The organism is Streptomyces sp. NPDC002176, assembly GCF_044903645.1.
Taxonomy (GTDB): Bacteria; Actinomycetota; Actinomycetes; order Streptomycetales; family Streptomycetaceae; genus Streptomyces.
The window spans coordinates 454575-473118 of the sequence record NZ_JBJDQW010000005.1; the positions used below are offsets into that span (position 1 = coordinate 454575).

Here is an 18544-nt window from a genome sequence, read left to right on the forward strand (position 1 = left end):
GTGGATAACTTCTGTGGATAACGGAACCCGCTAGAAACGGCCGTCCTGGCAGCGCGCCACCCAGTCGGAGGCGGCCAGGAACTCCTGGTCCGACGTACCCGGCAGTGTCGGCCGTGCGCCGCCCGGCGCGATGTCGGCACGCGGATAGGAACCCAGGAATCGCACCTGGAGACAGAGCCGCTTCAGCCCCATCAGCGCCTCCGCCATCCGCCGGTCGGAAACGTGCCCCTCGGCGTCCACGCAGAAGCAGTAGTTTCCGATGCCCTCGCCGGTCGGCCGGGACTGGAGCAGCATCAGGTTGATGCCCCGGGTGGCGAACTCGCCGATCAGATCACGCAGGGCGCCGGGATGGTCGTCCCGCTGCCACAGCACCACCGAGGTCTTGTCGGCGCCGGTCGGCGCGGCGGGCCGGGCGGGACGGCCGACCAGCACGAACCGGGTCTGCGCGTTCTCCGCGTCGTGGATATCGGTCTCCAGCGGGACCAGGCCGTACCGCGCGGCCGCGAACTCGCCCGCGAAGGCCGCGTCGTACCGGCCCTCCTGCACCAGGCGGGCGCCGTCCGCGTTCGAGGCGGCCGACTCCCACAGGGCGTCCGGGAGGTGGGCGCGCAGCCAGTTGCGGACCTGCGGCTGGGCGGCGGGATGCGCGGTGACCGTCTTGATGTCGGCGAGCTTCGTGCCCGGCCGGACCAGCAGCGCGAAGGTGATCGACAGCAGCACCTCGCGGTAGATCGTGAGCGGCTCGCCCGCGACCAGCTCGTCCAGGGTGGTGGTGATCCCGCCCTCGACCGAGTTCTCGATCGGCACGAACGCGGCCTCCGCCTCGCCGGTGCGCACCGCGTCCAGCGCGGACTGCACCGAGACGTAGGGGATCAGCTCGCGGGTGGCGGCCTCCGGGAGAGTACGGAGGGCGACTTCGGTGAAGGTGCCTTCGGGACCGAGATACGCGTAACTCGCTGGCATGCCCTCACCCTAATGGCCGTGCCGCGACCCGGCCCGACCGTCTCACCGCAGCCACCCTTCCGGGTGGTTTCGATCCCGGACGCCGGTGAAGACGGCGTCCGTGGCGCACCCTGTCAGCCCTCCAGCAGGCGCTGTCCCACGTACTCCCCCTGCGCCGCGCCGCCCGGCACCGCGAACAGCCCGCTGGCCTCGTGCCGCAGATACCGCGACAGCGCGTCACCCCGGTCGAGCTTGCGCTGCACCGGCACGAAGCCGCGCAGCGGGTCGGCCTGCCAGCAGATGAACAGCAGCCCGGCGTCGGGGACGCCGTCCGCGTCGAAGCCGTCGTGGAAGGAGAACGGGCGCCGCAGCATCGCCGCCCCGCCGTTCTGGTCGGGCCGGGTGATCCGGGCGTGCGCGTCGAGCGGGACGACGTACTGCCCCTGCGCGTCCGCCTTCTCCAGGTCCATCGCGGTGGTCTCGTCCCCGCCGGACAGCGGACCTCCGTCCGACTTGCGGCGGCCGATCACCGCCTCCTGCGCCGGTCGCGCCAGCTTCTCCCAGTCGTCCAGGAGCATCCGGATGCGGCGGACGACGGCGTACGAGCCGTTCGCCATCCAGGCGGGCTCGCCCGAGGCGGGCACGAAGATTCGCCGGTCGAAGTCGGGCTCGGCGGGCTTGGGATTGCGGGTGCCGTCGATCTGGCCCATGAGGTTGCGCGTGGTCATGGGGTGCGCGGTGGTGCCGGGTGAGCGGTTGAAGCCGTTCATCTGCCAGCGGACGCGGGCCGCGTCGCCCGCCTCCTTCTGGAGCGTGCGCAGCGCGTGGAAGGCGACCAGCGCGTCATTGGCGCCGATCTGCACCCAGAGGTCGCCCTCGCCGCGCTTCTTGTCCAGGTGGTCGGCGGAGAAGTCGGGCAGCGGGTCCAGCGCGGTCGGCCGCTGCTTCTCCAGTCCGGTGCGGGCGAAGAAGCTGTGGCCGAAGCCGAAGGTGACGGTCAGCGAGGAGGGTCCGGCGTCGCGGGCCACGTCGGTGTCCTCGTGCGGGGCCGCCTCGCCCGCCATCAGCCGCTCGGCCGCCGTCGACCAGCGGCGCAGCAGGGCCGCCGCCTCCTTGCGGCCCGCGCCCGGCTTCAGATCGAAGGCGACGAGATGGCCGTGGGCCTGGAGCGCGTCGGTGATGCCGGGCTGATGTTTCCCGTGAAACATCGCGCGGTCCGTACCGATCGAGGTGAGCGGCGTGGCCGGGGCGGGCGCGGCGGCGTAGCCCAGGGCGCCGCCCGCCGCGCCGAGCACGAGGCCGGTGGCCCCGGCGGTGCCGAGCAGGGTGCGCCGGGAGACGCCCCGGCCCTGCTCGGGGGCGGTGCGGGCCTGGGGGACGGACGGGTCGGGCATGGTGCGGTTCAGCCGATCTGCGCGTTCTTGGAGACGGTCACCTGGTCGATGTCGGAGGTCCGTACGGTGACGGCGACCTCCCAGTCTCCCGCCATGGGGACCTGGACACCGCTCGCCGCCCAGTGGCCGGTGGTGATGTGTTCCGGGGCCACGGGAAGCGGCCCGATCTTCTTCGCCTTCAGGGTGAGGGCGACCTTCACCTCGGGGATGTCGTACGGGCGGCCGTCGGGCCGCTGCACGTAGAGGTGCATCTCGTTGGCGCCGACGCTGGCCGGGTCGAGGTCGATCCGGACCAGGCCCTTGCCGTTCGTGCCGCCGGTGTCGAAGGGCATGTCGAGGGTGAGGGCGCCGGAGGTGTCGGCCGGGGAACTGGCGGCCGGGGCGGTGGCCGCCCTGGCCTCCTGCTCGGTGCGGCCGGGCTCGGTCTGGGTGAGCGCGGTGGTCACGGCGAGCAGGACGACGGCGACGGCCGCTTCCGCGAGCACCGACCGACGCAACCCGGAACGGTTCGGGTCGGCATCCCGCACCCGCTTGCGCCGCGCGGTCTCGACGGCGACCCGCTGCCGGGCGAGCTGCGCGGCCCGGTCCGGGTCGTCGTCTGCCGAGGCCCCCACCGGCCCGGCGGCGACAGCGCCGGTCGGCACGGCGGCGGAGCGGGACGCCTGCTCAGGAACGTCGGCCCGCTCGGCGGCGAGGGGAGCCTGCTCCCGCGCCTCGGCCGACGGGGCGTCCGCAGCTGCCTCGGACTCCGCCTCGGCTTCAGCCGCACCCCGCTCAGCCAGCCGCCCCGTCCACCGCCGGGAGATCCACGCCAGCCCCACCATGACCGCCACGAGCCCCAGCTTGACCAGCAGGAGCTGCCCGTAACGGGTATCGGTGAAGGCCGACCAGGAGCCCAGCTGGCGCCAGGACTGATAGACGCCGGTGGCGACCAGCGCGAGGACGGAGCCGAAGGCCAGCCGGGAGAAGCGCCGCACGGCATCCGTGCCGAGCGGGGTGTCGGCGGGCGCCCGGTACAGCGCGACGAGCAGCGCGGTCAGCCCGCCGAACCAGCAGGCGACGGCGAGCAGGTGCACGATGTCGACCGGCATGGCGATGCCCGGCTGGAGCCCGGTGGACGCGTGCTCGGCCATGGCCCAGCTCGCCGCGAGCCCGGCCGCGACGACGATCCCGCCGATGGCGAGCCCGAAGCCCAGGTCACGCCGCTCAGCGGCCGCGTCCTCGTCGGCCCCCTCCTCCGCCCCCTCTTCCTCCCGCCGCGCGTACGCCCCGAAGAGCACCGCGACGAACAGCGCGGCGGCGGCGAGCAGCAGCAGCCGGGAGACCAGCGCGGCCCCGGTCTTGGTCTGGAGCACCTGCCCGAGCAGATCCAGGTCGAAGACGTCCCCGAGCTTGCCCGAGGAGGTGTACGAGCCGCGCAGGAGCAGCAGCCCCAGCGTGGCCGCGGTGAGCGTCAGCCAGCCCCCGACCACGAGCCGCTGCAGCGCCCGTACCCCCGCGCCCTGCCGCCAGCAGGCCAGTACGAAGGCGGCGCCGCCGACCAGCACGATGAAGCCCGCGTAGGACAGATAGCGGCCGACGGAGTACAGCCCGCCCACGACTCCGCCGCCCGCTCCCGCCCCGGTGTCGGAGACGACGGTGCGCGAGGGCGCGCCGATGGAGAAGGTGTAGGCCCCGGCGACGGGATGGCTGTCGGCGGAGACGACCTGGTAGGCGACCGTGTAGGTGCCGTCGGCGAGCCCGGCGTGCAGCCGGATCGCGTAGGTGGTGCCGCTGACGTTCACCGGCCCGCCCGCCTGGACCGCCTTGCCCTTGGGGTCGAGCACGCGCAGCGCGTTGTCGCCCATCGCCACCTGCTCGGAGAAGGTGAGCGAGATCTGGGTGGGCGCCCGGTCGACCACCACCCCCTGCGCGGGGTCGCTGCCGGTCAGCGCGGCGTGCGCGGAGGCGGGCGCGGCGCCCGCGAACAGCGCGCCGGTGACGGCGAGGAGCAGCAGTACCAGGGTGCGCAGCCGGGGGGTGATGGTCGGCGTCAAGGTGGTCCCTCCCTCAGTGTCCGGTCGACGGGTTGTACGTGGCGGACCGCACCGGCATCTCGACGGTGAGCGGACCGGACCGGGCGAAGCCCAGCTTGAGCTTGACGGTCTGGCCCTGGCGCGGCTTCTGCTTGAGCTGCTCGAACATCAGGTGGTTGCCGCCGCTCCGGAAGACGAGTCTGCCGTGGGCGGGCACCGCGAAGGAGCTGCGCTCGGCCATGGTGCCGCCGCTGGTGCTGTGCATGGTGACCCGGCCGATGTCGCTGCTGACCGAGGTCAGCTCGTCCTGTTCGCCGCCCTTGTTGGTGACGGTGAGGAAGCCCGCGGCCATGTCGGCGGCGACCGGCTGGGGCATGTAGGTGGCGCTCACGGACAGCTTCGGCTCGCCTGATCCCTGGCCGGAGCCACACCCGGCGAGGGCGAGGGCGGCGGCGAGGGCGGTGACGGGCAGCGCGGCCCGCTTCACGGCTTCGCTCCGCGGACGAGCTTGGGCAGGTCCTTGGTCCAGTCGTCGACGGTGGCGTCCTCGCCGTAGAGGACGTAGCCGCCGTCCGTCTTCGGGGAGAAGGCGATGACCTGGGTGCCGTGGACGGAGACGGTCTTGCCGTTCTTGTCCTTGGTCGTCGGCTCGATGGAGATGCCCAGCGAGCGGGCGCCCGCCTGGATGGTGGAGAAGTCGCCGGTCAGGCCGGTGAAGCCCGGGTCGATGCTGTTGAGCCACTTGCCCAGCTCGGCCGGGGTGTCGCGGCCGGGGTCGGTGGTGACGAACACGACGCGCAGCTCGTCCTGCTCGGCCTTGGGCAGCGCCTTCTTGGCGACGGCGAGGTTGCTCATCGTCGTGGGGCACACGTCGGGGCAGTGGGTGTAGCCGAAGTAGACGAGCGTCGGGTGGCCCTTGGTCGCGGCCCGCAGGTCGTACTTCTTGCCGTGGGTGTCGGTGAGGACCAGGTCGGGCTTGGCGAAGGGCTGGTCGAGGACGGTGGCGGCCTTGTCGGAGCCGCCCTCCTCGGAGACCACGGAGACGGGCGAGGAGGAGTCGTCACCGCTGCCGCAGGCGGACAGGGTGAAGGCGGCGGCGGCCAGCAGCGCGGCCGCGGCCAGGGTCTTCTTGCGCGGAGAAAGCATGGAGAGATGTCCCAAGGGGGTCGAGAGCTCCCGCGTGCGCCGGGGCCGTACCGGGCGGGCACGGCCCCGGCGCACGCGGATCAGAGAGGGGTCAGGCAGTGCGGCGGCGGCCCGCGAGGACGCCGTAGGCCACGCCCGCGACGCCGATCACGATGCCGACGATGCCCAGCACCCGGGCGGTGGTGTCGGTGCCGTCGGAGTCGGCGGCGGCCGTCTCCTCATGGGCGTCGTCCTTGTCGCCACCCTTGGCGTCGTCACCGGCGGCCGCCGCCGTGCCGTGGTGGTCGTCGGTCGCGGCGGACAGCGCCAGCGTCGGGGCCGGGTTCTCCGGCTCCTCCTGGCCCTTCTGCTGCACCTCGATCCAGCGGACGACCTCCTTGTTGGAGTACGTCTGGATCGCCTTGAAGACGAGCTGGTCGGTGTCCTCGGGCAGCGCGCCCAGCGAGAGCGGGAACTTCTGGAAGTAGCCCGGCTCGATGCCCTTGCCGTCGGCGGTCCAGGTGACCTTGGTGACGGCCTCGCCGATCTTCTCGCCGTGCATGGTCAGCGGCTTGTCCAGCTTGGACTTGGTCACCTGGACCTTCCAGCCCGGCACCGGCTGCGGCATGACCGAGGCCAGCGGGTGGTCGGCCGGGAGGTTGACCTCGAGCTTGGTGGTGGAGGCGTTGTCGCGCTCGTTGGGCACCTTGAAGTCCACGGTGGCGTAGCCGCCCTTGGCCGCGGTGCCCTCCGGCTGCACGCTGACATGCGCGAACGCGGGGACCGACACGGCGAGGACGGTCGCGCCCGCCACGGCGACGGCGGCGGTGACACGGGAGGCGGTACGGGAGATCTGCATGCTGGGGAAACTCCGCTCTTGAGCGAGATCCGGTGCTGAGCCCGGTGACGGTGAGGGGTGCGCGGGGCGCGTAAGAGGCGCACGCGCGTGCCGCACGACGGCGGCCCCCCTCCACGTACGTACGGGAGCGGTGGTCGCGTCAGGCGGCGAGACGGAACACGTCGGCGGGCGGGCCGCGCCGGATCACCGAGTGCTGGAGTGCCTCGGCCCGCGGCAGCGGTGTCTCGTCCCGGCCGGTGCGGCGCACGCGGGGAACGGGCCCGGTCGCGGGCAGCAGCCCGGCGTACAGGGCGCGGGTCAGCGCGAGCGCGGCGCGCAGCGAACGGACGAGCGCGCCCTCCGCGACGCCGTGCGTCGACAGCTCGATCAGCCGCAGCACGGCCAGGTCGCCCCGGCGCAGCAGCCAGCCCAGGGCGAGGGCCGCGAGGAGGTGGCCGAGAAGCATCGGCAGCGAGGGCAGCCACCCTGCCGAGGAACCGGCCATGTCGTAGGCGTGCCCGCCGGTGGGCGCGCGGTCCGTGAAGCGGCCCGAGGCGTCGATGAGGCGCGCGTCGAGCAGCAGCCGGTAGGCGTGGCCGGGGGTGAGGGTGGCCGGGCCGGACCCGCACAGCAGCTGCGCGGCCCGCTGGACCATCTCGTCGTCGGCCGCACCGGAGTGCGCGGTGCCCATGGACGCCATGGGCTGCGCGGTGTGCTGGCCGAGGCCGAACAGCGTGTGCAGGGCCAGCTGGCCGAGGGCGAGGAGGGCCGCGATCGCGGGCACCGAGCGGGCCCGTCCGGCGAGCGGCGCCATGACCAGCAAGGAGCCCAGGAATCCGGCGCCGAGCGTCCACAGCGGGACGTTCGCGCAGGAGGCCACGGTGTGCCCGGCGGCGGCCAGCACGACACAGACCGCGGCGAAGACCGCGGCCCGCAGAAGCCGGACACGGGGTCCGGACCGCGCCGTGCGCGGGTGAGGGGCACTCATGGCGGGGCTCATCATCGCACTGCGCCCGCCGCACCCCCGAGGCAGGGCCGCCGGATCGCGCCACCACCGGGACGCGCGCCGTGGCATCGGCCGTACGTCATACCCCGATTCGTCCCGGCGCACATCGACCATATGGGGGGCATCACGTCATCGGGGGGCTTACCGGTGCGCACGCGCGGCAATAGGTAACGGTATGTCGAGCCGCGGCCAGGAGGCTGGAGCATGAGCATCTGGTGGTCACTCCATCTGCGCCGCGACGCCGCGAGCGTCCCGCTCGCCCGGCGACTGCTGATCGGCACCATGGAGACGGCCGGGGTCGACCCCGACGTCTCGTACGACATCTCCGTGGCCCTGACCGAGGCGTGCGCCAACGCCGTGGAGCACGGTGGCACCGCACGCGGTGAGCACTCGGAGGCGTACCGGGTGACCGCCTATCTGGACGGCGAGAAGTGCCGCATCGAGGTGGCCGACTCGGGCCCCGGTGTCGCGCCCGCACCGGCCCTGGGCATCCGGATGGCCCGCGTGGACGCCGAGGACGGCCGGGGCCTGTGTCTGATCCGGGAGCTGGCCGACCACGTGCACATCGGCGCCCGGCCGGGCCGCACCGGCACCGTGGTCAGCTTCGACAAGGTCCTGAAGTGGAAGAAGGACCCCTCACTGCTCACCGCGTGAGGGGTCCTTCCATGAGGGGCCGTCCGGCCCTTCGTCGTGCCGTCAGCTCTTGAGCGACGCCATCCACGCCTCGACGTCCTCGGAGCGGCGCGGCAGGCCCGCCGACAGGTTCCGGTTGCCGTCGGCGGTGACGAGGATGTCGTCCTCGATCCGGACGCCGATGCCCCGGTACTCCTCGGGCACGGTCAGGTCGTCGGCCTGGAAGTACAGGCCGGGCTCGACGGTGAGGACCATGCCGGGCTCCAGGGTGCCGTCGACATAGGTCTCGGTGCGGGCGACCGCGCAGTCGTGGACGTCCATGCCGAGCATGTGGCCGGTGCCGTGCAGGGTCCAGCGGCGCTGCAGGCCCAGCTCCAGGACGCGCTCGACCGGGCCCTCGACCAGGCCCCACTCCACCAGCTTCTCGGTGAGCACGCGCTGGGCGGCGTCGTGGAAGTCGCGGAACCCGGCGCCGGGCTTCACCGCGGCGATCCCGGCCTCCTGGGCCTCGTACACCGCGTCGTAGATCTTGCGCTGGACGTCGGTGTACGTGCCGTCGACCGGGAGGGTGCGGGTGACGTCGGCGGTGTAGAGGGTGTGGGTCTCCACGCCCGCGTCGAGCAGCAGCAGGTCGCCGGAGCGGACCGGGCCGTCGTTGCGCACCCAGTGCAGGGTGCAGGCGTGCGGGCCGGAGGCGCAGATCGAGCCGTAGCCGATGTCGTTGCCCTCCACGCGCGCGCGGAGGAAGAAGGTGCCCTCGATGTAGCGCTCGGAGGTGGCCTCGGCCTTGTCGAGGACCTTCACCACGTCCTCGAAGCCGCGCACGGTGGAGTCGACGGCCTTCTGCAGCTCGCCGATCTCGAAGTCGTCCTTGACGAGACGGGCCTCGGAGAGGAAGACGCGCAGTTCCTCGTCGCGCTCGGCGGTGACCTTGTCGGTCAGGGCCGCCTCGATCCCGGCGTCGTGGCCGCGGACCACGCGGACCGGGCCGGTGGCCTCGCGCAGCGCGGCGGCCAGCTCGCGGACGTCGGCGGCCGGGATGCCGTACAGCGCCTCGGACTCGGTGAGGGAGTGGCGGCGGCCGACCCACAGCTCGCCCTGGCCGGACAGCCAGAACTCGCCGTTCTCGCGGTCGGAGCGGGGCAGCAGGTAGATGGTCGCGCGGTGGCCGCCCGCGGTGACCGGCTCCAGGACCAGGACGCCGTCCTCGGTCTGGTTGCCGGTGAGGTAGGCGTACTCGGTGGCGGCGCGGAAGGCGTACTCGGTGTCGTTCGAGCGGGTCTTCAGGTTGCCCGCGGGGATCACCAGGCGCTCGCCGGGGAAGCGGGCGGACAGCGCGGCGCGGCGGCGCGCGGTGTCGGCGGCCTGCGGGATCGGCGCCAGGTCACGCAGCTCGGTGTCGGCCCAGCCGGAGCGCATGTTCTCCGCCAGCTCGTCGGAGACACCGGGGTAGAGGCCGTTCTTGCGCTGCTTGATGGGCGCCTCGGCCTCTGCGGCCTCGGTGGCCTCGTCGGGAACGGCCGGGTTGAGCTCGTCGGACACTGATCCTCCTCGGTACGGCGTGTGGTCTCCCCCAGGGGGCACGCGGCGCTCGCGTCCATGCCCGAGCAGGGGTGCCCCCATCATCGTACGTTCGTACCGAAACCGGACCGGTCGTGCTCATGCCGACGCTCAGCCTCATGCCGACGCTCAGCCGAAGCGGGCCGCCAGCAGCACCACGTCCTCGTCGCCGCGGGCGGTGTCGCCCGGCAGGAGGGTGGCGAGGACATGGTCGGCGACGGCGCCGGGGTCGCCGCGCAGGGCCCGCGGCACGCTCGCCGCGGCCGCGCGCAGCCGGGTGAAGGCCCGGTCCATGGGCTCGCCGGTACGGCGCAGCAGCCCGTCGGTGTAGAGCAGAACCGTCTCTCCGGGCTCGACGCGGAACTCCACGCTGGGCGCCTCCCAGCAGGCGAGCATGCCGAGCGGGGCGGACAGGGAGGTCTCGGCGTACTCGGTGCGCCGCTCCCCGGTCAGCAGTGGCGGGCTGTGCCCGGCACCGGCCAGGGTGATCCGGCGCGCGGCGGGCTCGCAGTAGGCGAACAGGGCGGTGGCCGAGCGGGCGGGCTCGGTCAGCCGCAGCAGCAGCTCCAGGTCGGACAGGACGGCGACCGGGTCCTCGCCCTCCATCACGGCGTAGGCCCGCAGCGAGGCGCGCAGTCGGCCCATCGCGCCGACGGCGCCGGGTCCGCCGCCGGTGACCGAGCCCACGGACAGGCCGAGGGCGGCGTCGGGCAGCGGCAGCGCGTCGTACCAGTCGCCGCCGCCGCGCGGGCCGGTGCGGTGCCGGACGGCGAGCTGGACGCCGGGCAGCCGGGGGAGCCGGGAGGGCAGCAGTTCCCCGGTGAGGGTCGCCGCGTACGCGCGGGTGCGCTCCACCTCCAGCAGCAGGGCGAGGTGTTCGGCGGCCTGGCGGAGGTAGCGGCCGATCAGATGTCGGTGGTGTTCGTCGGGTGCGGCGGGCTCGTCGTAGAGCCAGACGGCGGTGCCGAGGTGGGCGTCGTCGGTGGCCAGGGGGACGGCGTGTCCGGCGGCGTAGCCGAGGCGGGCGGCGACCTCGCGGTGGCGGGGGTCGAGGCCGGGCTCGGCGAGGAGGTCCGCGGTGCTGGTCAGCAGGGCTTCGCGCGGGACGGTCTCCAGGTGGCCGAGGTCGGCTCTGCCGAGGCCGTGGCCGACGGTGGTACGGGGGCCGAGTCCGTCGCCGGGTTCCCATACGACCAGACCGCGCCGGGCGCCCACGAGGGCGGCACCGGCGCGCAGGAGTTCCTCAAGTGCGGTGTCCAGGGCGGAGGTTCGGCACATCCGCTCGGTCAGCTCATGGAGGGTGGTGAGGTCGGAGACCCAGCCGGCCAGCCGGTCCTGGAGCAGACTGCCGGGGGCGTCGGGGGCTGTGACGGGGGGTGGAGTGCCTGCCGGGGCGTCCGGTGCGGGACCGGCTTCCGGGTCGGGGGGTGCGGGCGCGACAGTGTGGGTCGGAGGGGGAACCGTGGGATCGATTCCGGCCACTTTCGGAGGGTGCGGGGCGTTCATGGCGTCCGGCTCTCGGACCGGTGCGTCTTACTGAAAAGCATCGCAAACCCCCATGTGATTCTGCGCCGCCAGCAGTGTCTCCACATGTACACGCACTCGTGAGGGGATGTCCAGCATTGTCCTGCGGGGATTCCTGGTGTTGGCGGGGCCGGAGGGGGATTGCCCGGAACCCCTTGCCTTACTGGCAAGTTGGCTTGAAACTGCCTCGGGTGGAGCTGCATTGCGGTCGACTGGCCCTGCTCGACGGAGCGTCACCACGGTCGTGCGGGGTACGTACTCGAGAGAAGACCAGGGGTGGCCGGAGGCCGCCCGGAACCTGGCGAAGGACTCGGACGTCATAACCACCGACGGCCGTGCCCCATCCTCCCGCGGCGGAGGCGGAGAGAAACACGCGCGACGGCAAAACGCCAGACTTCGCCACCCCCGTGCCGTGTCCGTGCTCCTGAAGAACCGCACGTCGGACGCGTCCGATGCTCCACCCCTGGGGGTTCCCCGCGCCGTACGCGGGGGCGTGATGCGCCAACAGGTACGCACAGTGAAGTGATCCACACATGTTGTGATGTCCACGGTGTTGCCAGCGGTGCAACGGAAAGGAACGAGCGCTCATGCGCGAGATCCTCGGAAGGCGACGCGGACTCCCGCCCCGGCGGGACGACGACGGCCCGGCGCTGATCGACGCGGCCACGACCGTCGCGGCGACCTGGCGATGGCCCGTACTGCCCGGCGTGGCCCCCGATCCGCGGGGCCCGGCCGGCTGCTCCTGCCCCGACCCGGCCTGCACGGTGCCCGGCGCCCACCCCGGTGACCCCGATCTGCTCGCGGCCACGACCGACGCCCGCATGGTGCGCTGGTGGTGGACCAGCAGGCCGGACGCGCCGATCGTCCTCGCCACCGGCGGCCAGGCGCCCTGCGCGGTCAGCCTGCCCGCCGCCGCCGGGGCCCGCGCGCTCGCGCTGCTCGACCGGCGCGGCATGCGGCTCGGCCCGGTCGTCGCCGCCCCGCACCGCTGGGCGATCCTCGTGAAGCCCTACTCCATGGAGCAGTTGGGCGAACTGCTGTACGCCAAGGACTTCGTCCCCGGCTCGCTCCGCTTCCACGGCGAGGGCGGCTACCTCGCCCTCCCGCCCTCCACCACCGGTGCGGGCGACGTCCGCTGGGAGCGCGCCCCGCTGCCCGGCTCCGCCTCCCCCTGGGTGCCCGACGTGGAGGCCGTGGTGGACGCGATGGTCGAGGCCCTCACTCGTACGGGTGTGAGCGCGCCCGAGTTGTAGGGGTGTCGGGGGCGCGCGGGGCCTTCGGGCCGCGCGCGCTCGTTATGTTCCGCCCATGCTGCGAAATCACCGGCCCCGCGTGGACGGGCCGGTCGCCGGACCGCTCCGCACCTCCGTCCTGGCGGCCCTCGTGGCGGCCGCGCTGCTGCTGCCGCTGACCGGGGCGTCGGCCGGGCCGGTGGACGGGGGTACGCCCGCGCGGGCCGGGGTCTCGGCTTCCGCGTCCCCTTCTCCGGACCGGATCACTCTCATCCGCTGCGGACCCGAACTCGCCTCGCCGGACGGGCTGGAGGCGCAGACCTGTGTGCTGACGCGGGGCGGTGACACCTGGGCGCGGGTCTACTACCGCAACACCACCGGCGAGCCCGTGGACGCGGACTTGAGCTTGCTGGGGCCGGACGGCCGGGCCGTGCGCACCACCTGCGCCATCGACGCGGACGACGCGCCCGCCACCTGTGAGACACCCCGCGAACGCACCCGGGGGACGGCGGCCGCCTACACGGCCGTCTCCGAGTTCGCGGCCGGAACCGAAGGCCCGCTACTGCTCCGCTCGGGCAGCAACTCCGCCCATGTGATGGGGAGTTGAGGATCAGCTACGGCTGACGCCACGGGGTGCGGGCATGGAAAGACCCGGTTGCTGGCGACGGGGGATGCACCAGCAACCGGGCTACTCGAACGGTAACAAGAGATCGGCGGTTCGCAAATTCGGTCCGGCCCATTCGGACACCGATTCGCTTGTCACACCGAGGAGTTGTGACAGGAGTCACCCACTCCGCGGCTTCGGCCGGGTCAGCTGAGGGTGACCTGCCGGTTGGTGAGTCCGCCGCGCGCCCGGCGCTCCTCCGGGGTGAGCGGCTCGGTCACCGCGAGGGCCGCGGCCAGCCGCTCGGCGAACTCCGCCGCGGGCTTCTCGATCTCCTCGGCGCCGACCCCGCTCGGCAGGTCCCACACCGGCACGGTCAGCCCGTGCGCGCGGAACGAGCCGACCAGCCGGGTGCCCTCGCCCAGGCTGGAGGTGCCCGCCGCGTGCAGCCGGGCCAGCGCGTCCAGCAGGTGCTCCTCCTCGTGCGGCATGACCCAGCGCAGGTGGTTCTTCTCCGGCGTCTCGCACCAGTACGCGGCGTCCACGCCCGACAGCTTCACCGTGGGGATCGCGGCGGAGTTGGCCCGCTCCAGGGAGGCGGTCACCTCCGGCGTGGCGTTCTCCGCGTCCGGCACCCAGAACTCGAAGCCGCTGTGCACGACCGGCTCGAAGGCGCCGTCGGCGTCCAGCAGGTCCTGGAGGCGGGGCGCGCCGGAGGGGGCGCGACGGCCCTCCACCGGGGTGCCCGGCTCGGCGACCAGGGCACGCCGGAGCGTGTCGGCGAGGTCGCGGCTGATGTCGCCGGAGGCGGTGTCGTTCTGCAGGCCCAGCAGCACCGAGCCGTCGTCGCGGCGCAGCGCGGGCCACGCCATCGGCAGCACGGTGGCCAGCGTGACCGAGGGGACGTCCGCGGGCAGACCGTCCTTCAGGGTCAGCTCGACGGTCGCGGCCGGGACCAGCTCGCGCAGCGCCACCCAGTCGCACTCGCCCGGCAGGCCCTCGAACGGGCGCTGCACCAGCTCGGTCACCGCGTGCGCGGCCGCCCGGCCGTGGCACGCCTTGTAGCGGCGGCCGCTGCCGCAGGGGCACGCCTCGCGGGCGCCGACGACCGGAACCTCGCCCTCGGCCCCGTGCGGCTGCGGGCGCTGGCCCTTGGTCTGGGGTCGCTTCTTGGCCATCGTGGCTGTCTCCCGGTTACGGCTGGTCTCGTACGGGCGGGAGCCTAGTCGTTCGGGCCACGAGCGACGGGAACCTGTGGACAACGCGGGACGGGGCCGTCCGCGCCTGTGGACAACACCCTTGTCCTCCGCCCTTGTTCAGCCGAGGCCCTCAAGGGTGTCGGTGAAGCCGAGTTCGGCCAGCGCGGCGACCGGCGGGGCGGTGGTGACGCGCGTAGCGAAAGATTCGGGCGGGCCCCCGGCATCGGGATCGTGCACGTCCGCGTGGACCACCACCCAGACCGTCACCTCGCCCGGCACCTCGTCCCGGACGCCCCAGTCGTCGGCGAGCGCGTCGATGATGCTCAGGCCCCGGCCGCCGTGCGCGGTGACCGAGGGGGTGGCCGGAGCCGGGCGGGTCGGGCCGCCGCCGTCCGTCACCTCCACGATGAGCCGTCCGCGCGGGTCGACGCGCCAGGCCGCGCGCACCGCGCCGTCCCCGGCCCGGGCACCGCCCAGCGGGCGCCCATGGCGGCACGCGTTGCTCAGCAGCTCCGACAGAATCAGCACGGCGTCGTCCACGACCGGTTCGGGGACCCCGCCGCCGCGCAGTTGCGCACGCATCCGGTGCCTCGCCTTCCCCACGCCGGCAGGGCCATGAGGTACGGCCATGCTCGACGACGCGGGCACTTCCTGTGCCACCACCAACGCCACCCCCGAGACCTCCTTCGCCCCACGCCACGGTGTGGATGCCCCATTGGCCTGAACCGGAAACCGGCCAGTCTCGTTCCGGCGACGCATTCGCAATGTCCGCACCGGGAGCGAACGCGCCGGAGCACTCCCCGAGGCGTGGGGCGGTCAGCGGCCGAGGCGGCTCAGCACCTCGCGCGGGCGGTTGGTGATGATGGCGTCGACGCCCAGCTCCACACAGAGGTCCACGTCCGCAGGCTCGTTCACGGTCCACACGTGCACCTGGTGCCCGGCCTCCTTGAGCCGCCGTACGTACGCGGGATGGCTGCGCGCGATCCGGACCGAGGGGCCCGCGATCGTGACGCCCTCGGGCAGCCGTCCGTCGCGCAGCCGGGGGGTGACGAACTGGGCGAGCAGCACCAGGGGCAGGGTCGGGGCGGCGGTGTGCACCCGGTGCAGGGAGCGGGCGGAGAAGCTCATCACGCGGACCGGGGAGGCTTCGGGGGAGGCGGGGGCGTGCAGCCCGTACCGGCGCAGCAGGGCGAGCAGCCGTTCCTCGACCTGTCCGGCCCAGCGGGTGGGGTGCTTGGTCTCGATGGCCAGCTCCACCCGCCGCCCCGCGTCCGCGACGAGTTGGAGCAGTCGTTCCAGGGTGAGCACCGAGGTCTCCTCGCGGTCCTCGGGCCGGTGCTCCCAGTCGGGTTCCTCGTCCCGGCCCACGCGGCCCTTCCAGGAGCCGAAGTCGAGGGCCGAGAGGTCGGACAGCTCCAGCGCGGAGACGGCGCCGCGGCCGTTGGAGGTGCGGTTCACCCGGCGGTCGTGGACACAGACCAGATGCCCGTCGGCGGTGAGCCGTACGTCGCACTCCAGGGCGTCCGCGCCGTCCTCGATGGCCTTGCGGTAAGCGGCGAGGGTGTGTTCGGGCGCGTCCTCGGAGGCTCCACGGTGGGCGACGACCTGGATGGTGTGGTGTGGTGCGTGGGTCACCGCGTCATGGTGCCACCGACGTGGGGTTGTGGGGGGGCGCGCGAGCGGGCATGCGCCGGGGAGGAGCGCGCCATCGGGCGGGCTTCCGCGCATACTTATCTCACTTTTGCCTGAGAAGTCTTATATAAAGAGTGCCCACGGTCCCACAGGGACCGCTTACGGTGCCCTGACGGCCCGTGGGAAAAGCTGAGTACGTACAACAGGAACAGACACGGGACCACGCGCGGCCTTGTCGCGCCGGTCCGCGCGTCTTGGGCGACGGGCATGCACGCGGCCACCGGTATGACCGACCATGGACCGGCGCGACCGTACGCGACCCGTATACGACGTGACGCGACCGGTGGCGACCGAGCATGATCGGGTGCGACCGAGCGCGACCGACGACAACAGCCGTGGATCGAGGAGAGAAGAGCTGTGAGCACCGAGAACGAGGGCAACGCGGTACCCCCGGCCCCGTCCGCACCTCCTGTGCCGGTGGCATCTCCCGCTCCCCCGCAGGGTGACGCGGGTGCGACGGCTCAGCTTCCGCCGGTGCCCCCCGGCCCGCCGGAGCAGCATCCGTACGGACCCGGCGCCCCCCAGACCTACGGCGCCCCCGAGGGCGCCTGGCCGCCCCCGCCGCCGCACGGTGCGCCGGGCTACGGCGACGCGGGTGCGGGCGGTGCGGGCGGCGGCTGGGGTGCCGCCTACCAGCAGCCCGCGCCCAAGCCGGCCGGCGGCGGGCGCGGCGGGCTGATCGCGGCGGTGCTGGTGGCCGCGCTGGTCGCGGGCGGCCTGGGCGGCGGCCTCGGCTACACCCTGGCCAAGGACAACGACGGCCAGGGCTCCACCACCGTCACCGCCGCCGACAACGGCGCCTCGCAGGTCAAGCGGGCGCCCGGCACCATCGCGGGCGTCGCCTCCAAGGCGCTGCCCAGCACGGTGACCATCGAGGCGGAGAGCAACAGCGGCGAGGGCGGTACCGGCACCGGGTTCGTCTTCGACACCCAGGGCCACATCGTCACCAACAACCACGTGGTGGCCGAGGCGGTCGACGGCGGCAAGCTGTCGGCCACCTTCCCGGACGGCCGGAAGTACGACGCCGAGGTCGTGGGCCACGCCCAGGGCTACGACGTGGCCGTCGTCAAGCTGAAGAACGCCCCCTCCGACCTCAAGCCGCTCTCCCTCGGCAACTCCGACCAGGTCGCGGTGGGCGACGAGACGATCGCCATCGGTGCCCCCTTCGGGCTGTCCAACACGGTGACCACCGGCATCATCAGCGCCAAGAACCGCCCGGTGGCCTCCAGCGACGGCAGCTCCGGCAGCAAGGCGTCCTACATGAGCGCCCTGCAGACCGACGCGTCGATCAACCCGGGCAACTCCGGCGGCCCGCTGCTGAACGCCTCCGGCGCGGTGATCGGCATCAACTCCGCCATCCAGTCCACCAGCGGCGGCAGCTTCGGCTCCGGCCAGTCCGGCTCGATCGGCCTCGGCTTCGCCATCCCGATCAACCAGGCCAAGTACGTGGCCCAGCAGCTGATCAAGAACGGCAAGCCGGTGTACGCCAAGATCGGCGCCTCGGTCTCCCTGGAGGAGTCCGCCGACGGCGCGAAGATCACCGACCAGGGCACGGGCGGCGCGGCCGCGGTCGAGCCGAGCGGCCCCGCCGCGAAGGCGGGCCTCAAGCCCGGCGACGTCATCACCAAGCTGGACGACTCCGTGATCGACAGCGGTCCCACCCTGATCGGCGAGATCTGGACCCACAAGCCCGGCGACAAGGTCAAGGTCACCTACACCCGCGGCGGCGACCAGCACACGGTTGACCTCACCCTCGGCTCCCGAGTCGGCGACAGCTGAGCCGGTTCCCCCGCCCGCTCCCCGCTCCCGGTACGCTGTACCCCGCTCCGCCCCAGGTGGGCGGCAGCGGGGAGGTGTGCCCGAGCGGCCTAAGGGAACGGTCTTGAAAACCGTCGTGGCAGCGATGTCACCGTGGGTTCAAATCCCACCGCCTCCGCAGAGGTAGTGAACAAAAAGGGGTGCTCCTCATCAGGGGGCACCCCTTTCTGTCCTCCCTACCGTGCGGCGACGGCTCCGAGCCAGTCCTCGACGGTGAGGACATCGGCCCACTGCGGGAACAGCTTCTCGGTGAGCATCCGGTGCACCTCGGGGTCGGTGTCGAGGCAGGCGTCCGCCAGGACGGTGAGGCCGAAGTCCAAGTCGACGGCGTGCCACAGGGTGGACAGCACTACGGCGCTGGTGGCGATGCCGGTGAGGACCAGGCTGTCGATGTCGCGAGCCCTGAGCACCAGGTCGAGGTCGCTGCCCGAGAACGCGCTCCCCCGCCTCTTGGTGACCACCACGTCGCCCTGCCGGGGCGCTACGTCGGGATGAATCTCGGAGCCGGGCGCGCCCTCGATGAACAGTCCCCCGCACGACGTTCGCCATCACCTTGCTGCGCGGGCTGATGTCCGGATCGCCCGGCCGCCGCCCCATCACCACGTAGATCACGGGGATTCCGGCAGCCCGGGCACCGTCGATCGCCCCGCGCAGCCGCGGCAGATACCCGGAACCGTCGTCGGCCATCGCCACGACGTCCCGTTGGACGTCCATCACCAACAGCGCGCTGTTCGCCATGCTCGCCACCCCTCCTTCGCCGCCTTCGCCGGTGGACAACGGCAAGTCTGACGGATCGACCGAGCAGACGGTCGGCCCACTCGGTCGACGCTGACGAGTCGGGCTCCCAGGTGCGAGCGGTCCAGCCAGGCCGGAGCGGAGTCGCATTTTCAGCGGGCACCGCTGGAATTCACCCTTTCCGGGATGTCTACGCGGGTAGATATATGTGCGGAATAAATCCCTCC

16 protein-coding genes, 1 tRNA gene and 1 pseudogene are annotated in these 18544 nt (G+C 72.9%); 5 read left to right on the forward strand and 13 right to left on the reverse strand.

Features of this window, described 5'->3' with window-relative positions:
* Positions 1-30: 30 nt before the first annotated feature.
* The 7 genes from pheA to ACI2LY_RS24930 all read right to left on the reverse strand — a co-directional run bounded on the left by pheA (position 31) and on the right by ACI2LY_RS24930 (position 7302).
* A complete protein-coding gene (gene pheA, locus ACI2LY_RS24900) occupies positions 31-963 on the reverse strand; it encodes a prephenate dehydratase (RefSeq protein WP_393913301.1) in 933 nt (310 codons plus the stop codon).
* A gap of 113 nt (positions 964-1076) precedes the next feature.
* On the reverse strand, positions 1077-2336 hold the full coding sequence (gene efeB / locus ACI2LY_RS24905) for an iron uptake transporter deferrochelatase/peroxidase subunit (protein ID WP_404709092.1): 1260 nt from the start codon (positions 2334-2336) through the stop codon (positions 1077-1079).
* 8 nt (positions 2337-2344) lie between these two features.
* Entirely contained in the window at positions 2345-4372 is a 2028-nt protein-coding gene (locus ACI2LY_RS24910) for a copper resistance CopC/CopD family protein (RefSeq protein WP_404709093.1), read from the reverse strand.
* 13 nt (positions 4373-4385) lie between these two features.
* Positions 4386-4838, reverse strand: a complete 453-nt coding sequence (locus ACI2LY_RS24915) for a copper chaperone PCu(A)C (protein ID WP_404709094.1) — start codon at positions 4836-4838, stop codon at positions 4386-4388.
* Positions 4835-5497, reverse strand: a complete 663-nt coding sequence (locus ACI2LY_RS24920) for an SCO family protein (RefSeq protein WP_404709095.1) — start codon at positions 5495-5497, stop codon at positions 4835-4837. The genes ACI2LY_RS24915 and ACI2LY_RS24920 overlap by 4 nt, the downstream gene beginning before the upstream one ends.
* Before the next feature lie 91 nt (positions 5498-5588).
* Positions 5589-6335, reverse strand: coding sequence for a YcnI family protein (locus ACI2LY_RS24925; RefSeq protein WP_404709096.1), 747 nt, complete (start codon positions 6333-6335; stop codon positions 5589-5591).
* A gap of 139 nt (positions 6336-6474) precedes the next feature.
* Positions 6475-7302, reverse strand: coding sequence for a hypothetical protein (locus ACI2LY_RS24930; RefSeq protein ID WP_404709097.1), 828 nt, complete (start codon positions 7300-7302; stop codon positions 6475-6477).
* Between the two features lie 222 nt (positions 7303-7524).
* Between ACI2LY_RS24930 and ACI2LY_RS24935 the strand changes: the two genes are divergently transcribed.
* Entirely contained in the window at positions 7525-7974 is a 450-nt protein-coding gene (locus ACI2LY_RS24935) for an ATP-binding protein (RefSeq protein ID WP_393913308.1), read from the forward strand.
* 42 nt (positions 7975-8016) lie between these two features.
* Here ACI2LY_RS24935 and ACI2LY_RS24940 read toward each other — a convergent pair whose 3' ends face one another.
* Complete coding sequence (locus ACI2LY_RS24940; RefSeq protein ID WP_404709098.1) at positions 8017-9495, reverse strand: aminopeptidase P family protein; 1479 nt, start codon at positions 9493-9495, stop codon at positions 8017-8019.
* A 147-nt stretch (positions 9496-9642) separates the two neighbouring features.
* Entirely contained in the window at positions 9643-11019 is a 1377-nt protein-coding gene (locus ACI2LY_RS24945; protein WP_404709099.1) for a SpoIIE family protein phosphatase, read from the reverse strand.
* Between the two features lie 605 nt (positions 11020-11624).
* On the opposite strand from ACI2LY_RS24945, the gene ACI2LY_RS24950 reads away from it, so the two are divergent.
* Together ACI2LY_RS24950 and ACI2LY_RS24955 are read left to right on the forward strand one after the other, a co-directional pair.
* Positions 11625-12290: a bifunctional DNA primase/polymerase gene (locus ACI2LY_RS24950; protein WP_393913310.1), complete on the forward strand. Its 666-nt coding sequence runs from the start codon at positions 11625-11627 to the stop codon at positions 12288-12290.
* A 55-nt stretch (positions 12291-12345) separates the two neighbouring features.
* Complete coding sequence (locus tag ACI2LY_RS24955; RefSeq protein ID WP_404709100.1) at positions 12346-12876, forward strand: hypothetical protein; 531 nt, start codon at positions 12346-12348, stop codon at positions 12874-12876.
* 203 nt (positions 12877-13079) lie between these two features.
* Here the strand turns inward: ACI2LY_RS24955 and ACI2LY_RS24960 are convergent, their stop codons facing one another.
* The 3 genes from ACI2LY_RS24960 to ACI2LY_RS24970 all read right to left on the reverse strand — a co-directional run bounded on the left by ACI2LY_RS24960 (position 13080) and on the right by ACI2LY_RS24970 (position 15707).
* On the reverse strand, positions 13080-14051 hold the full coding sequence (locus tag ACI2LY_RS24960; RefSeq protein WP_404709101.1) for a DUF5926 family protein: 972 nt from the start codon (positions 14049-14051) through the stop codon (positions 13080-13082).
* Between the two features lie 138 nt (positions 14052-14189).
* Positions 14190-14831, reverse strand: a complete 642-nt coding sequence (locus tag ACI2LY_RS24965; protein WP_404709102.1) for an ATP-binding protein — start codon at positions 14829-14831, stop codon at positions 14190-14192.
* 57 nt (positions 14832-14888) lie between these two features.
* Entirely contained in the window at positions 14889-15707 is an 819-nt protein-coding gene (locus ACI2LY_RS24970; protein ID WP_393913314.1) for a glycerophosphodiester phosphodiesterase, read from the reverse strand.
* A gap of 414 nt (positions 15708-16121) precedes the next feature.
* Between ACI2LY_RS24970 and ACI2LY_RS24975 the strand changes: the two genes are divergently transcribed.
* Both ACI2LY_RS24975 and ACI2LY_RS24980 read left to right on the forward strand, forming a co-directional pair.
* Positions 16122-17543 (forward strand): S1C family serine protease, encoded by a 1422-nt coding sequence (locus ACI2LY_RS24975; protein ID WP_393913315.1) that lies wholly within the window; start codon positions 16122-16124, stop codon positions 17541-17543.
* Positions 17544-17613: 70 nt separating this feature from the next.
* Positions 17614-17700, forward strand: a tRNA-Ser gene (locus tag ACI2LY_RS24980).
* Positions 17701-17758: 58 nt separating this feature from the next.
* Here ACI2LY_RS24980 and ACI2LY_RS24985 read toward each other — a convergent pair.
* A pseudogene (locus ACI2LY_RS24985) lies at positions 17759-18320 on the reverse strand (cysteine hydrolase family protein).
* Positions 18321-18544: the final 224 nt, after the last annotated feature.

What these genes read in the sequence shown, in the direction of transcription:
- pheA (WP_393913301.1), bottom strand. Translation starts at nt 963, where the DNA reads ATGCCAGCGAGTTACGCGTATCTCGGTCCCGAAGGCACCTTCACCGAA.
- efeB (WP_404709092.1), bottom strand. Translation starts at nt 2,336, where the DNA reads ATGCCCGACCCGTCCGTCCCCCAGGCCCGCACCGCCCCCGAGCAGGGC.
- ACI2LY_RS24920 (WP_404709095.1), bottom strand. Translation starts at nt 5,497, where the DNA reads ATGCTTTCTCCGCGCAAGAAGACCCTGGCCGCGGCCGCGCTGCTGGCC.
- ACI2LY_RS24925 (WP_404709096.1), bottom strand. Translation starts at nt 6,335, where the DNA reads ATGCAGATCTCCCGTACCGCCTCCCGTGTCACCGCCGCCGTCGCCGTG.
- ACI2LY_RS24930 (WP_404709097.1), bottom strand. Translation starts at nt 7,302, where the DNA reads ATGAGTGCCCCTCACCCGCGCACGGCGCGGTCCGGACCCCGTGTCCGG.
- ACI2LY_RS24935 (WP_393913308.1), top strand. Translation starts at nt 7,525, where the DNA reads ATGAGCATCTGGTGGTCACTCCATCTGCGCCGCGACGCCGCGAGCGTC.
- ACI2LY_RS24945 (WP_404709099.1), bottom strand. Translation starts at nt 11,019, where the DNA reads ATGAACGCCCCGCACCCTCCGAAAGTGGCCGGAATCGATCCCACGGTT.
- ACI2LY_RS24950 (WP_393913310.1), top strand. Translation starts at nt 11,625, where the DNA reads ATGCGCGAGATCCTCGGAAGGCGACGCGGACTCCCGCCCCGGCGGGAC.
- ACI2LY_RS24955 (WP_404709100.1), top strand. Translation starts at nt 12,346, where the DNA reads ATGCTGCGAAATCACCGGCCCCGCGTGGACGGGCCGGTCGCCGGACCG.
- ACI2LY_RS24960 (WP_404709101.1), bottom strand. Translation starts at nt 14,051, where the DNA reads ATGGCCAAGAAGCGACCCCAGACCAAGGGCCAGCGCCCGCAGCCGCAC.
- ACI2LY_RS24965 (WP_404709102.1), bottom strand. Translation starts at nt 14,831, where the DNA reads ATGCGTCGCCGGAACGAGACTGGCCGGTTTCCGGTTCAGGCCAATGGG.